Below are 13,413 nucleotides of genomic sequence, written 5' to 3'. Positions count from 1 at the left end.
GACACCTGAATGATCCTCAGATGCCGTGCCCGCCCGCAAATCCGGCATGTCAGGCCACGCAGACCGTGCCGACGCACGGCTAAACCACCACGAACCCAGCCGCAAGATCACTTTGTCATTGACCCTGCCCCGAGTGCCGGCCTCGTAGGTGTTCAAGAACAGGGAAATCAGCGGACTGAATAATCGTTCTGTAGAAAGCCGCAGCCGTATCCTCATCCCCATGCGGTACAATTCACTCGGCGCTCACGGACCGCGTGTCTCCGCCGTCGGACTCGGCTGCTACACCTTCGGCCGATATCTCGATCTCCCGGCGACACGCAACGTGGTCGACGCCGCGCTCGATGCCGGGATCAACCTCCTCGACACTGCGGACGTGTACGGCGGAACGAGGTCCGAGGAGTTCCTGGGCCTCGCACTCGACGCACGAAGAAGCGAAGTGGTCCTGGCGACGAAGTTCGGCCAGAGCGCCGACCTGGGCTACGGAGCGGACGCCGGTCCCAAGGGTGGCGCGACCTATATCCGCCGCGCCGCGGAGGCCTCACTGCGCAGACTGCACACCGACTACATCGACCTCTACCAGATGCACGTCCCTGACCCGTCGGTTCCCATCGCGGAGACTCTCGCCTCCCTGCACGAACTCGTGCAGCAGGGAAAGGTGCGGTACATCGGATGCTCGAACTTCACCGCGAACCAATTCCGCGAGGCAGCCATCGCCGCTGAAGTCTCCGGAACCATCGCCTTCACATCGGCGCAGAACCACTGGTCCCTCCTGGAACGCGAGGCCGAGTCACACCTCGTACCCACGGCCGTTGCTCTCGGCGTGGGCGTGTTGCCCTACTTCCCCCTGGCCAACGGCCTGCTGACCGGCAAGCTGCGTCCGTCCGGAACGGCCACCCCCGGCACCCGCCTGGCCCATCACCCTCACTGGCTCACCGAATAGCGCCTAGCCGCCGTATCCGCCCTCGACAGTTGGGCGAGCGACCACGGGCACTCACTCCTCGAAGTAGCCATCGCAGCCCTGGCCGCCCACGAAGGCTGCGCCTCGGTCATCACCGGCGCCACCTCCGCCATCCAGATCAGTGCCAACGCCGCCGCGTCCGCCTGGCTCCCCACCCGCACCGACCTCGATGAGGTCAACGCCCTAACCCGGCAACGGCCGCCCAGGCAACCCGGGCCACGTCAAACCGACCATGCTTGACGAATAGAGGCTCGGGACCAAGCAGTCTCGCTCGGATGGCCGCTTCCGGTTGCGGCTTCGCTGCGTCGGTGCCCACGGTCAACGAAACACCCCACTCCGGGGCATCACTGATCGGGAGGCCGCCATGTCCATCGTCACGATACCGCTCAAGCCGGGTCCGACCGGCCTGCCGCGCTGCAGTTACCGGGTGTACTGGCGCGACCCGGGCGGGCGGCAGCGCTCGAAGTCCTTCCGCGACAGCGGCGACGCCGCGGCGTTCGACTTGCAGCTGGCCCTGGACCGCGACCGGCTGCGCGGCGGCGCCGGTGACGGGCCGACCACGTTCGGCGCCGTCGCCGCACGCTGGCTGGCGGTCAAGGCGGCTACCAAGCGCGAGAGCACCGTCGTGTTCTACGAGAGCACCCTGCGCAACCACGTCCTGCCCGCCTTCGCCCACGTCCCCGTCGGCGCGATCACCCGCTCAGACGTCCAAGACTGGATCAACACCCTGAGCGCGAAGGGCCTGGCGGCCAACACGATCCGGCAGATCTACCGCGCCGTGTTCAAAGCCATCATCGCCCTCGCCCTCGACGACGAACTGATCGCCCGCACGCCGTGCCGCCGGATCGAGTTGCGCGCCGCGACCAAGGCGGAGCTGCGCCCGCTGACCGCGGAGCAGGTGATGGCGATGGCCGCAGCGGTGCGCCCGCGCTACCGGGCGATGGTGATCCTCGCAGCGTGCACCGGGATGCGCTGGTCCGAGATCGCCGGCCTCACCCTGGACCGGATCGACTGGCAGACGCGCACCGTGACCGTGGACCGGCAACTCAAACGCAACGCCACCACACCGATCTTCACCCCACCCAAAAGCAAGGCCGGCATACGCACCCTGCCGATGTCCGCCGTCGCGATCGCGGAACTGCTGCTACACCTCTCCCAGTACCCGCTCGGGCCCGCGGGACTGCTGTTCACCACCCCCGTCGGCACGGTCCTGAACCAGAACAACTGGCGGCGCCGCGAATGGAACCGTGCCAGGACGTGGGCCTACGGCGTACCGCGGGACGTCACGTTCCACCGGCTGCGGCACACCTACGCATCCTTACTCATCGACCAGAACGTGCACTCCAAGGTCCTGCAGGTGCGGCTCGGACACGCCAGCGCCGCAGAGACCATGGACACCTACGGGCACCTGTACCCCGACGCCGACCGGACCACCAGGATCGCGATCGACACGGCGTTCCGTGTTGCCTCGAATGTTGCCGAAAACGTTGCCTACGGATTCCACCGAGGCCGACCAAGTGGGAGAACCCGCAGGTCACGCGGCAGATGCTCGTGGGGCGCGTGGGACTCGAACCCACAACCTACGGATTAAAAGTCCGCTACTCTGCCATTGAGCTAGCGCCCCTCGTCGCCAAGCGTAGCCAACTCCGCGGGCCATTGGGTAACGGGTTCCGGACGGTGTGGCATCGTGATGCCCAGCCGTGCGCGACACCAAGGAGTGCGCCGATAGTCGTCGGCGGGACGCGGATAGCTGATGGCTCGGGCGCATGACTGGGTGGGGCACTGGGAGCGCGCAGCGGTCGGCGGGCCAATCGTTTTGCCGAGGCCGCCACCCGTCCCGTATGCTTTGCAGGTCCCCGACGGGCGGACGTCCGGGGGAAACCGGGTCTCCTTCGGGAACTCGGCCCCATCGTCTAGCGGCCTAGGACACCGCCCTTTCAAGGCGGCGGCGCGGGTTCGAATCCCGTTGGGGCTACGACCGGAGACGGTTGGAACGGTCGATCGTGGCAGCGCTGCGGCGTGCTAGGATCACCGGGCCGAACAAGCAAGGTCCTGTGGAGCAGCTAGGAGTGCTCGTCACCCTGTCAAGGTGAAGGTCGCGGGTTCGAATCCCGTCAGGACCGCTCGGAGAACCGGGCGTTGCGGATACCACCCGCGACGCCCGTCGCATCCGATCGAGGCCAGGTAGCTCAGTTGGTACGAGCGACCGCCTGAAAAGCGGTAGGTCGGCGGTTCGACCCCGCCCCTGGCCACAGCAGAAGCGGCGAAACCCGCGCGGCGGGTTACGGAGGAGTTCGGGCAAGTGCCTGGGCTCCTTTAACGTTTTTCGATCCGCCTCGGCCAGGTAACGCTGGGGCGATGTCAGCCAGGCCTTGAGCATGTCGGCGACGGTGTGCAGTTGGGCGCGTACGGCCTCGGCGGTGGGCTGGGCGAAGATGGTGTGGATGGTCGCAGCGACCGTCTCGCCGACGTCCCTAGGGATCACGGCGGACACTTTGCGCAGGAAGTGCACACGACAGCGCTGATATCCGGACCCGAGCAATACCTTGCCGATCGCGTCGACCGGGCCGCCGTGGTGGTCGCCGATGACCAACGGCACCCCGGGAGGCCGCGCTCGCGCAGGGAGAGGAACGCGGCCAAAACGCCGCGGCCTCGCTGTCGCCGACCATCACCCAGCACTTCGCGCCCGCCCGGTTCGCCCTCCTTTTGGCGATGACCACGGCCCTTGAGACGATCTGGCGGTTGACCCTCGCCTTGCAGCGCTGGCGCCCAGGTACAGGTAGGGGAAGCAGGCGTGGTCCAGTGGCCGGATGCGAAACGCCGTCAGTGGCGCGTCCAGCTCGGCGCAGACGCGCCAGACTCGCTATTGGAGATTCCTGTGTCCGATCCCAGTGCTTTGACCAGGTCGTCGACCGAGCGGGGGATACCTCGTGGACGTAGGCCTCCGTCACGGCGTACGGAGCCTGGTCGATGCGGCGGCGGCGCTCGAGCCGGCTGGGTAGTAGCTGCCGGTGCGCAACTCGGGGATGGCCAGCTCCAGGTCGCCGGCACGGGCGCTGAAAATCGTCTCGCGGGTGCCGGTGTGGTGGGCGGTGCGGGACTCGGCGTGCTCGTTCCACCCGTCCCCTATCCGAGCGATGCCTCGGCCTCGATCGGTTATACGGGCGTGCAATGCGGGAGCGCAAACGCACGAGACCATGGATTCGCCCCCAGCGCGCGGCGCCCGACCGTTAATCCAAGGTCGTTCCCGGTCACGGCACCTATGCTTGATGGGTTATGGCCGACTCCCGCCCCCACTGCTCCGCAGTCACCGATGCGCCCGCTTCCGCGCCGGGCAGGGCTGCGTTCGCCGATCTACACACCCGGCTCTCCGACGTCTCGTTGCGGGACGAGGCGCGTCTGCGGCGGCGGCTGGAGGGCGCCCGCAAGGCGCGCCGACCCGACGCCATAGCGGCGATCCGGGCGCAGATCGCCGAGCAGATCAACGCATCGGCGGCGCGAGTCTCGGCGCGCCGGGCGAACGTCCCACTCGTCACCTATCCCGAGCAGCTGCCGGTCAGCCGGAAACGGGACGAGATCCGGGCCGCCATCCAGGACCACCAGGTCGTGATCGTCGCGGGGGAAACCGGCTCCGGCAAGACCACACAACTGCCCAAGATCTGCCTGGAGCTGGGCCGAGGCGTGCGCGGCGTCATCGGACACACACAACCACGGCGGCTGGCTGCACGCACCGTGGCAGAGCGGATCGCCGAGGAGCTCAAAACGCCGCTGGGCAGCGCGGTCGGGTACAAGGTCCGATTCACCGATCACAGCGGCGACCAGACCAACGTCAAGCTGATGACGGACGGCATCCTGCTCGCCGAGCTCCAGCACGACCGCGACCTGCTGCAGTACGACACGCTGATCATCGACGAGGCGCACGAGAGAAGCCTGAACATCGACTTCATCCTCGGATACCTCAAGCAGCTGCTGCCTCGCCGCCCCGATCTCAAAGTGATCATCACATCGGCGACGATCGACGCGGAGCGATTCGCGGACCACTTCGGAGCCTTATCCGGCGGGCAGGAGCGCAACGGACGCGCACCGATCATCGAAGTATCGGGGCGCACGTACCCGGTGGAGGTGCGGTACCGGCCGATCGTCGACCTTAACGATCCGGACAGCGACGCGGACCGCGACCAGATTCAGGCGATCTGCGACGCGGTCGAGGAGCTTGACCGCGAGTCGCCCGGGGATGTACTGGTCTTCCTGAGTGGGGAGAGGGAGATCCGGGACACCGCCGACGCATTGAACAGGCTCGCGCTGCGTAATACCGAGGTGCTGCCGCTATACGCGCGGCTCTCGACCGCCGAGCAGCACCGGGTCTTCCAGCAGCACGCCGGCCGACGCATCGTGCTGGCGACCAACGTGGCGGAGACCTCGCTGACCGTTCCGGGAATCAAGTACGTGATCGATCCGGGCACGGCACGCATCTCGCGTTACAGCCATCGGTTGAAGGTGCAGCGGCTTCCGATCGAGCCGGTCTCGCAGGCTTCTGCCAACCAGCGTGCGGGGCGGTGCGGTCGCACGTCTGACGGCATCTGCATCCGTCTGTACTCGGAATCGGATTACACCTCGCGGCCCCTGTACACCGAGCCGGAGATCCTGCGCACGAACCTCGCCTCAGTCATCCTCGCGATGACTTCGATCGGACTCGGTGACATCGCGGCCTTCCCCTTCGTGGAGGCGCCGGACCGCCGTAACATCCGCGACGGTCTGGATCTGCTGCACGAACTGGGTGCGGTCGAGGCTCCGGAGCCCGGGGCTCAACCGCGGCTGACGGACATCGGACGCCAACTGGCCAGACTGCCGGTGGACCCGCGGTTGGCCCGAATGGTCGTCGAGGCCGCGCGCACCGGCTGCATGAACGAGGTCCTGGTGATCACCTCGGCGCTGTCGATCCAGGACCCGCGCGAGCGTCCGTCGGACAGGCAGCAGCAGGCGACGCAGGCGCACGCACGCTTCACAGACAAGGAGCAGCAGTCCGATTTCCTGACCTATCTGCGGCTGTGGGAGTACCTGCAGGAAAAGCAGCGGGAGCTGTCCTCCAACCAGTTCCGCAAGCTCTGCAAGAACGAATACCTGCACTACCTGCGTGTACGCGAGTGGCAGGATCTGCACGCGCAGCTTCGGCAGGTGGCCAAAGACCTCGGCGTCACGCCGAACACCGGGCCGGCTGATCCGGCGCTCGTGCATCAGGCGTTGCTGAGCGGCCTGCTTTCACACATCGGGATGTACGAACCCGAGAAGCGCGAGTACATCGGGGCGCGCAATGCCCGGTTCGCGGTCTTCCCGGGGTCCTCGCTGTTCAAGAAGTCCCCGCGCTGGCTCATGGCCGCCGAAGTCGTCGAGACCTCGCGGCTGTGGGGCCGGATCGCCGCCCGTATCGAGCCGCAGTGGGCTGAGGCTCTGGCCGAACACCTGGTCAAACGCGGATACAGCGAGCCGCACTGGTCCACGGAGCAGGGAGCCGTGCTGGCGTACGAGAAGGTGACCCTGTACGGGCTGCCGATCGTCGCGCAGCGCCGCGTCAACTACGGCCGCATCGACCCGCAGTTGAGCCGTGAGCTGTTCATCCGGCACGCGCTGGTGCAGGGCGAGTGGCGCACGCACCACGAGTTCTTCCAGCGCAATCGCAAGCTTCTGGGTGAGGTGGAGGAGCTGGAGAACCGGGCTCGGCGGCGCGACATCGCCGTGCACGACGACATCATCTTCGCCTTCTACGACCAGCGGGTCGGTAAGGACGTCGTCTCGGCCGCGCATTTCGACCAGTGGTGGAAGCAGGCTCGACGCGAGCAGCCGCAGTTGCTGGACTTCGACCGGGAGATGCTGGTCAACCGGAACGCCGGCGCGGTCCTCGAGGAGCACTACCCGGACGTCTGGCGGCAGGGGAAGCTGCGCTTCGAACTGACCTACCAGTTCGAACCCGGCGCTGACGCCGACGGGGTCACCGTTCACGTCCCGCTCGCCGTGCTCAACCAGGTCGAGCCGGACGGCTTCGACTGGCAGATTCCCGGGCTGCGTGAGGAACTGGTCACAGAGCTGATCCGCTCGCTGCCCAAGCCGATCCGGCGCAGCTTCGTGCCCGCGCCGAACTACGCCAAGGCGCTGCTCGACCGGCTCCCGGCTCGCGAAGGCCCGCTGCTCGACGGCCTTGAGCGGGAAATGCGCCGGATGGGCGCCGCCGCGCTGGATCGCTCGGACTGGGATCTGGACCGGGTGCCCGAGCATCTGAAGATGACGTTCCGGGTGGTCGACGAGCGCGGGCGCAAGCTCGCCGAGGACAAGGACCTTGAGTCACTCAAACTGCGGCTGAAGGCGAAGGTGCGTGAGTCGATCTCCGCCGCGGCCGACGACGTGGAGCGTACCGGCCTGAGAACGTGGGAGTTCGGCACGCTCGCTCGCGTCTTCGAGCAGCGACGGCGCGGCGTGGCGATGAAGGCGTACCCGGCGCTGGTGGACGAGGGCGGGTCAGTCGGCGTGAAGCTTCTCGACACGGTCGAGGAGCAGGAGGAGGCGATGCGCCTCGGCACTCGCCGGCTGCTGCTCCTGAACGTCGTCTCACCGACCCGCTCGATGCTCGCCGTGTTGGACAACCGGGAGAAGCTGGCACTGGGTACGAACCCGTACGGACCGGTGCCGAAGCTGTTCGAGGACTGCGTCGCCTGCGCGGCCGACTATCTGATCGAACGTCACGGTGGTCCGGCCTGGGACAAGGACGCGTTCACGCGTCTGCGGGACAAGGTACGCGAAGAGCTGGCGGAATGCGCCGAGACGGTGGTGAAGCTGGCGGCGGCGATCCTGGCCCCGGCGCACGAACTGGACCGCCGATTGCGCGGCCCGGCGAGCCTGTCGCTGCTGCCGTCGCTCAACGACGCGCGCGCGCAGCTGGCGAGCCTGGTGCGGCCCGGATTCATCTCGCAGACCGGATATGAGCAGTTGGCGCAGCTACCGAGATACCTGCGCGCGCTCGGGTACCGACTCGACAAGATGACCGACGACCCGTACCGCGATCAAGCCAATCTCACGAAGGTCCAGCAGTTGGAAGCCGAGTACGCGGCGGCATTGCAGCGCGTGCCGCGGGGGCGAGGCCCTGATCAACAGTTGCGGCAGGCACGGTGGATGCTTGAAGAGCTGAGGGTGAGTCTGTTCGCTCAGCAGATGCGCACGGCATACCCGGTGTCAGAGAAGCGCATACGCAAGGCGTTGGGCGCTTAGGCACCGATTAACCTGAGTGGGAGCAGCACGTGCCGGTCCGTGAGCCACGTGGCTCACGGACCGGCACGTTTCAAACACTTGTTCGCTTCTACCCGTGCCGCGGCGTTCCGCAGCGGCGGTCAGCCCTCGGAGCGCTGCGCCGGGATGCCGGCCAGCAGCGCCCTCACCTCGGCCTCGCGGTAACGGCGGTGCCCGCCGAGAGTGCGGATCGAGGTGAGCTTGCCTGCCTTGGCCCACCGGGTCACCGTCTTCGGGTCCACCCGGAACATCGTCGCGACCTCAGCCGGGGTCAGCAGCGGCTCCGCCTCAGGGGTACGCGCGGTCATGAACGGCCTCCTCCAAATGAACGGAGCGCGCCTCGCGCCCCGGTTCGACTGGATCCTCCCCGATGGCCCGTCATGCCCCCGCTGTCTGCAAATGGGCGTGTCGGTGATCGGACGAACGTCTTGTCGTTCAAGAACTAGAACTACACCATCCGGAGCGGTTTGGCGGCGAACTCTATGAAATCGATACACAGGGCCCACAACTTCACCGAAACGCCCGAGCCTGTCATTTGCGGACAGTAGCGACACGGTGACGGGTCGTCACGCGGCGTACTTACGCCGAGCGGGCGCGCGGCGAACCGGATAAGTCATGACAGGATATGGAGCGGTACGGCCTGGGGGAAGCCCCTGTGCGCGCCGATCAGCTCACGCGGCTCTACCCTGGGCGCAGGCTTGACTGCGCACTCGAAAAGGAGTCCCGAGCAGTGACCGACACCGTCGCCACAAGCGTCCCGGTAACCACGCCTTTCCCGTCCCCCTTCCAGTCCGGCGGTCCCGAGCAGGTTGTGTACTGCCACGACGAGCCGAGCGGGCTGCGCGCGATCATCGCGATCCACTCCACCGCCCTCGGCCCCGCCTTGGGCGGAACCCGCTTCTATCCGTACCCGAACGAGGCCGCGGCCTTGGCCGACGTGCTGAATCTGGCCCGCGGCATGGCTTACAAGAACGCCCTGGCCGGCCTGGACCTCGGCGGGGGCAAGGCAGTGATCATCGGCGACCCGGCCGTGGACAAGAGCGAGGCGCTGCTGCGCGCCTACGGCCGGTTCGTCCAGTCCCTCGGCGGCCGGTACTTCACCGCCTGCGACGTCGGCACTTATGTCCCGGACATGGACCTGGTCGCACGCGAGTGCGAATTCGTCACCGGACGTTCGCCGGAGAACGGCGGCGCCGGCGATTCCTCGATCCTGACCGCGTTCGGAGTCTTCCAGGGCATGCGCGCCTGCGCTCAGGCCACGTGGGGCGAGCCGACACTGGCGGGCCGCCGGATCGGCGTCGCCGGAGTCGGCAAAGTCGGCCGGCATCTGATCGGCCACCTGCTCGAGGACGGGGCGCGGATCACCGTCACCGACGTGAACCCCGGCGCCTTGGACTGGGTCCGCCGCAACCACCAGGACGTCTCCATCGTGGACTGCGCCGATGCGCTGATCCGATCCGGTATCGACGTGTACGCCCCGTGCGCGCTGGGCGGGGCGCTCGACGACGACACGGTCGCCGCGCTGACCGGGTCCATCGTGTGCGGCGCCGCGAACAACCAGTTGGCGCACCCGGGCATCGACAAGGCACTGGCCGACCGCGGCGTGCTTTACGCGCCGGACTACCTGGTCAACGCGGGAGGCGTGATTCAGGTCGGTGACGAGGCGGCTTACCTGCACCAAGGCGGATTCTCGTTCGACCGCGCACGCAAGCGGGCCGAGGGCATCTTCGACACGATGCTGAACATCCTGCGGCTTTCCCGCGAAGAGGGAGTGCCGCCGGCCGCGGCTGCCGACCGCCTGGCCGAGAGCCGGATGCGGAACGTGTCGCGGCTGCGCGGAATCCTGCTCCCGGAGGCGGCGCACCGACGCCGGAGCTGACCCGGTGGCGCCGGACCCCGGGCGATCCCCGGGTCCGGCGCGGTGCGGGCCGTGTGGCGAGCCTGGCGTGCGGTGCCGATCCCGTGTGCCAAATCGACCTGATACGCCGCCGCACTGTATCCTCGTGCGAGGTGTCCCCTTCCCGCTGATTCAAATCGCGGCCCGTGCGGCGTACCGATCCGGCGGGGAACCAGGTACCTTTGACTTTGTGACCGGTCCCGCGATCCCAACCGAGGCACCGGTCGCATAAGTGACTGTTGTCGTTGTTCATGTGTCGAGACCCGGGGCCGAGAGCGCCCCGTCGTTGAGGGGGTCGAGCCAATGGGGCGCGGCCGGGCCAAGGCCAAGCAGACCAGGGTCGCCCGCCAGCTGAAGTACAGCGGCGGCGCGACGGACCTCGATCGTCTGCGGTCTGAACTGGGCGTCGGGGATTCGCGGAGAAACGGCGCCGAGGACCACCACCTCGACGAACGCTACGCGGCCTGGGCGGAGCAGGACGAAGAAGACGACGAGGACGAGGAAGAAGAGGACGAGGAGGACATCAGTCCGTACCGGCCTCATCAGAGCAACGGCAGTAGTCGCCATCGCGCAAGCTAGCCGATGTTGGGGCGCCCGACCGCGGTCGGGCGCCCCGTTGTCTTGATGCCGCTGTTTTGGATGCCGCGGAATCAGCCTGTCGGCTCAGTGCGCGTAAGCGCCGTGCAGGGCCGCGCCTCCCGGAGCATCGGGGCCGTCGCTCGGCTCGATCGAGCCGAGCAGCCAGGCGCTCTGTTCCATGGCGTGCAAGGTGTTCAGCGTTGTGTCCGCGACCTCGGCCGGGACGACGGCCACCATTCCCACCCCCATGTTCAGGGTGCGCTCCAGTTCCTCTCCGGCCACCTGACCGACCGCGCCGATCAGCTCGAACACCGCGCCGGGTCGCCAGGTCGAGCGGTCGAGGCGGGCACGGAGACCGGCCGGGACCACCCGCGCCAGATTCGCGGCCAAGCCGCCGCCGGTGATGTGCGCGTACGCGTGCACCTCGACCTTCCGGGCGAGTTCGAGGCACGTGAGCGCGTAGATCCGGGTCGGCTCCAGCAACTCCTCGCCGAGGGTGCGCCCGAGTTCGGGGACGTGCCGGTCCAGCGACCAGCCGGCCTGATTCAGCAACACGTGCCGGGCCAGTGAGTACCCATTCGAATGCAGGCCGGAGGAGGACAGTGCGATCACCGCGTCGCCCTCCCGGATCCGCTCGGGGCCCAGCAGCGCATCCGCCTCGACGACGCCGGTGGCGGCGCCCGCGACGTCGTACTCGTCCGGGTCCAGCAAGCCGGGGTGCTCGGCGGTCTCGCCACCGATCAGCGCGCAACCCGCCTGTACGCACGCCTCGGCGATACCGCGCACGATCGCCGCGACCCGCTCGGGCACCACCTTGCCGGTGGCTATGTAGTCGGTCATGAACAGCGGTTCGGCGCCGCAGACGACCAGATCGTCCACCACCATGCCGACAAGGTCGAACCCGATCGTATGGTGGACGTCCATCCGCTGCGCGATCGCGACCTTGGTGCCGACCCCGTCCGTGGAGGTGGCCAGCAGCGGCCGGCGGTAGGCGGTCAGCCTGGTCGCGTCGAACAGCCCGGCGAAGCCGCCGAGCCCGCCGAGCACCTCCGGCCGGGTGGCCTTCGCGACCCACCGCTTCATCAACTCGACCGCTCGGTCGCCGGCCTCGATATCGACGCCGGCCGCAGCATAGGTAGCGCCGCCGGGGCGGGGCTGGTCGGTGGTCACGGTGGTTCCTTCGTCAGGGGCGGGCGAGGGCGGAGGCCGCGGCGGCGGGCACCTCCAGAAGGTGCTTGCCGAGTTGCTGCGGGTTCGGCAGTTCGACCGGATACACGCCGTCGAAACAGGCTCGGCACAGCCGGTCTGCGGGGATCGTCGTGGCTTCGACCATGCCCTCGATGGAGATGTAGCCGAGGGAGTCCGCGCCCAGGGACGCGGCGATCTCCTCAGTGCTCAGCCCGTTGGCGATCAGCTCGGCGCGAGTGGCGAAGTCGATGCCGTAGAAACACGGCCACTTCACCGGCGGGGAGGAGATGCGCACGTGTACTTCCCTTGCACCCGCCTCACGCAGCATCCGCACGAGCGCGCGCTGTGTGTTACCGCGCACGATCGAGTCGTCAACCACGACAAGCCGCTTGCCCTCTATCACCTCACGAAGCGGGTTGAGCTTGAGGCGGATACCGAGTTGGCGGATCGTCTGGCTCGGCTGGATGAAGGTGCGCCCGACGTAGGCGTTCTTGACCAGGCCCTGACCGTAGGGGATGCCGGACTGCTCGGCGTAGCCGATCGCGGCCGGGGTGCCGGACTCCGGAGTCGGGATCACCAGGTCTGCCTCGACCGGGTGCTCGCGCGCCAGCCGGCGGCCCATCTCCACCCTGGAGGCGTTCACGGAACGTCCGGCGATCGCGGTGTCGGGGCGGGCCATGTAGACGTACTCGAAGACGCAGCCCTTGGGGTCGGCCACGGCGAAGCGGCGGCTGCGCAGACCGTTCTCGTCTATGGCGAGCAGTTCGCCGGGCTCGACCTCGCGCACGAACGAGGCGCCGACGATGTCGAGCGCGGCGGTTTCGCTAGCCACCACGTACCCGCGCTCCAGCCGCCCGAGCACCAGCGGACGGATGCCCTGCGGGTCCCGTGCCGCGTAGAGCGTGCTCTCGTCCATGAAGACCAGCGAGAAGGCGCCGCGGATTCGCGGCAGCATCTCGGCCGCGGCTTCCTCGATCGACCGCCCGGTCTGGCTGGCCAGCAGCTCGGTCATCAGGTCGCTGTCCGAGGTGGCGCCGCGGTCCTTGCCGATCAGCTCGCCGTTCGCCCGGGCCTCGGAGACAAGGCGGGCCAGCTCGGCGCTGTTGATCAGGTTGCCGTTGTGGCCGAGCGCGAGCGCGCCTCGCCCGGTGGCGCGGAAGGTGGGCTGGGCGTTCTCCCAGACCGAGGAGCCGGTCGTGGAGTACCGGGTGTGCCCGATCGCCAGGTGCCCTTGCAGGGAGCCGAGAGTCGCCTCGTCGAAGACCTGGGAGACCAGGCCCATGTCCTTGTAGACGAGGATCTGGGTGCCGTTGGAGACGGCGATGCCGGCGGACTCCTGGCCTCGGTGCTGGAGGGCGTAGAGGCCGAAGTAGGCGAGCTTGGCGACTTCCTCTCCCGGGGCCCACACTCCGAAGACTCCGCAGGCGTCCTGCGGGCCTTTCTCGTCGGGGAAGGTTTCGTGGGAGAGACGTCCATCAGGGCGAGTCACCCTTCCAGCTTACGTGATCGACAGACG

The 13,413-nt window shown here is 67.9% G+C and carries 7 protein-coding genes, 4 tRNA genes and 2 pseudogenes; 8 read left to right on the top strand and 5 right to left on the bottom strand.

Translation table 11 applies throughout. From position 1 onward, the window contains the following. Positions 1-220 precede the first annotated feature (220 nt). Positions 221-1,198, top strand: a pseudogene (locus KGA66_RS18960) (aldo/keto reductase). A gap of 124 nt (positions 1,199-1,322) precedes the next feature. Beyond that, positions 1,323-2,549 carry a tyrosine-type recombinase/integrase gene (locus KGA66_RS32150; RefSeq protein WP_369015902.1) on the top strand — a complete coding sequence of 409 codons (1,227 nt, stop codon included), beginning with the start codon at positions 1,323-1,325 and terminating at the stop codon, positions 2,547-2,549. Here KGA66_RS32150 and KGA66_RS18945 read toward each other — a convergent pair. Then, positions 2,511-2,582: transfer RNA gene (locus KGA66_RS18945), tRNA-Lys, on the bottom strand. The genes KGA66_RS32150 and KGA66_RS18945 overlap by 39 nt on opposite strands. A 278-nt stretch (positions 2,583-2,860) precedes the next feature. Here KGA66_RS18945 and KGA66_RS18940 point away from each other — a divergent pair. From KGA66_RS18940 to KGA66_RS18930, 3 genes are all read left to right on the top strand, one after another. Then, a tRNA-Glu gene (locus tag KGA66_RS18940) sits at positions 2,861-2,933 on the top strand. Between the two features lie 73 nt (positions 2,934-3,006). Then, positions 3,007-3,081, top strand: a tRNA-Asp gene (locus KGA66_RS18935). 55 nt (positions 3,082-3,136) lie between these two features. After that, positions 3,137-3,210: transfer RNA gene (locus KGA66_RS18930), tRNA-Phe, on the top strand. An 80-nt stretch (positions 3,211-3,290) separates the two neighbouring features. Here KGA66_RS18930 and KGA66_RS30275 read toward each other — a convergent pair. Continuing rightward, positions 3,291-4,094 (bottom strand): annotated as a pseudogene (locus KGA66_RS30275) (IS256 family transposase); the annotation flags it as partial. A gap of 140 nt (positions 4,095-4,234) precedes the next feature. Between KGA66_RS30275 and hrpA the strand changes: the two are divergent. Further along, positions 4,235-8,215, top strand: coding sequence for an ATP-dependent RNA helicase HrpA (gene hrpA / locus KGA66_RS18915; RefSeq protein WP_211469494.1), 3,981 nt, complete (start codon positions 4,235-4,237; stop codon positions 8,213-8,215). A 119-nt stretch (positions 8,216-8,334) separates the two neighbouring features. On the opposite strand, the gene bldC is transcribed toward hrpA, so the two are convergent. Further along, positions 8,335-8,541, bottom strand: coding sequence for a developmental transcriptional regulator BldC (gene bldC, locus KGA66_RS18910; RefSeq protein WP_211469493.1), 207 nt, complete (start codon positions 8,539-8,541; stop codon positions 8,335-8,337). Positions 8,542-8,963: 422 nt separating this feature from the next. Between bldC and KGA66_RS18905 the strand changes: the two genes are divergently transcribed. Together KGA66_RS18905 and KGA66_RS18900 are read left to right on the top strand one after the other, a co-directional pair. Beyond that, positions 8,964-10,112: a Glu/Leu/Phe/Val family dehydrogenase gene (locus tag KGA66_RS18905; RefSeq protein WP_312886982.1), complete on the top strand. Its 1,149-nt coding sequence runs from the start codon at positions 8,964-8,966 to the stop codon at positions 10,110-10,112. 321 nt (positions 10,113-10,433) lie between these two features. Further along, positions 10,434-10,709: a DUF3073 domain-containing protein gene (locus KGA66_RS18900; RefSeq protein ID WP_211469491.1), complete on the top strand. Its 276-nt coding sequence runs from the start codon at positions 10,434-10,436 to the stop codon at positions 10,707-10,709. 84 nt (positions 10,710-10,793) lie between these two features. Here KGA66_RS18900 and purM read toward each other — a convergent pair whose 3' ends face one another. Further along, positions 10,794-11,879 carry a phosphoribosylformylglycinamidine cyclo-ligase gene (gene purM / locus KGA66_RS18895; RefSeq protein ID WP_211469490.1) on the bottom strand — a complete coding sequence of 362 codons (1,086 nt, stop codon included), beginning with the start codon at positions 11,877-11,879 and terminating at the stop codon, positions 10,794-10,796. Positions 11,880-11,892: 13 nt separating this feature from the next. Then, positions 11,893-13,386 (bottom strand): amidophosphoribosyltransferase, encoded by a 1,494-nt coding sequence (purF, locus tag KGA66_RS18890; protein WP_211469489.1) that lies wholly within the window; start codon positions 13,384-13,386, stop codon positions 11,893-11,895. Positions 13,387-13,413 lie beyond the last annotated feature (27 nt).

It is taken from the genome of Actinocrinis puniceicyclus, assembly GCF_018283645.1.
GTDB classification, from domain to species: Bacteria; Actinomycetota; Actinomycetes; order Streptomycetales; family Catenulisporaceae; genus Actinocrinis; species Actinocrinis puniceicyclus.
This window is presented reverse-complemented; position numbering and strand designations above follow the sequence as displayed.

Coding starts and splice junctions, on each gene's coding strand:
- KGA66_RS32150 (WP_369015902.1), top strand. CDS start 1,323: ATGTCCATCGTCACGATACCGCTCAAGCCGGGTCCGACCGGCCTGCCG.
- hrpA (WP_211469494.1), top strand. CDS start 4,235: ATGGCCGACTCCCGCCCCCACTGCTCCGCAGTCACCGATGCGCCCGCT.
- bldC (WP_211469493.1), bottom strand. CDS start 8,541: ATGACCGCGCGTACCCCTGAGGCGGAGCCGCTGCTGACCCCGGCTGAG.
- KGA66_RS18900 (WP_211469491.1), top strand. CDS start 10,434: ATGGGGCGCGGCCGGGCCAAGGCCAAGCAGACCAGGGTCGCCCGCCAG.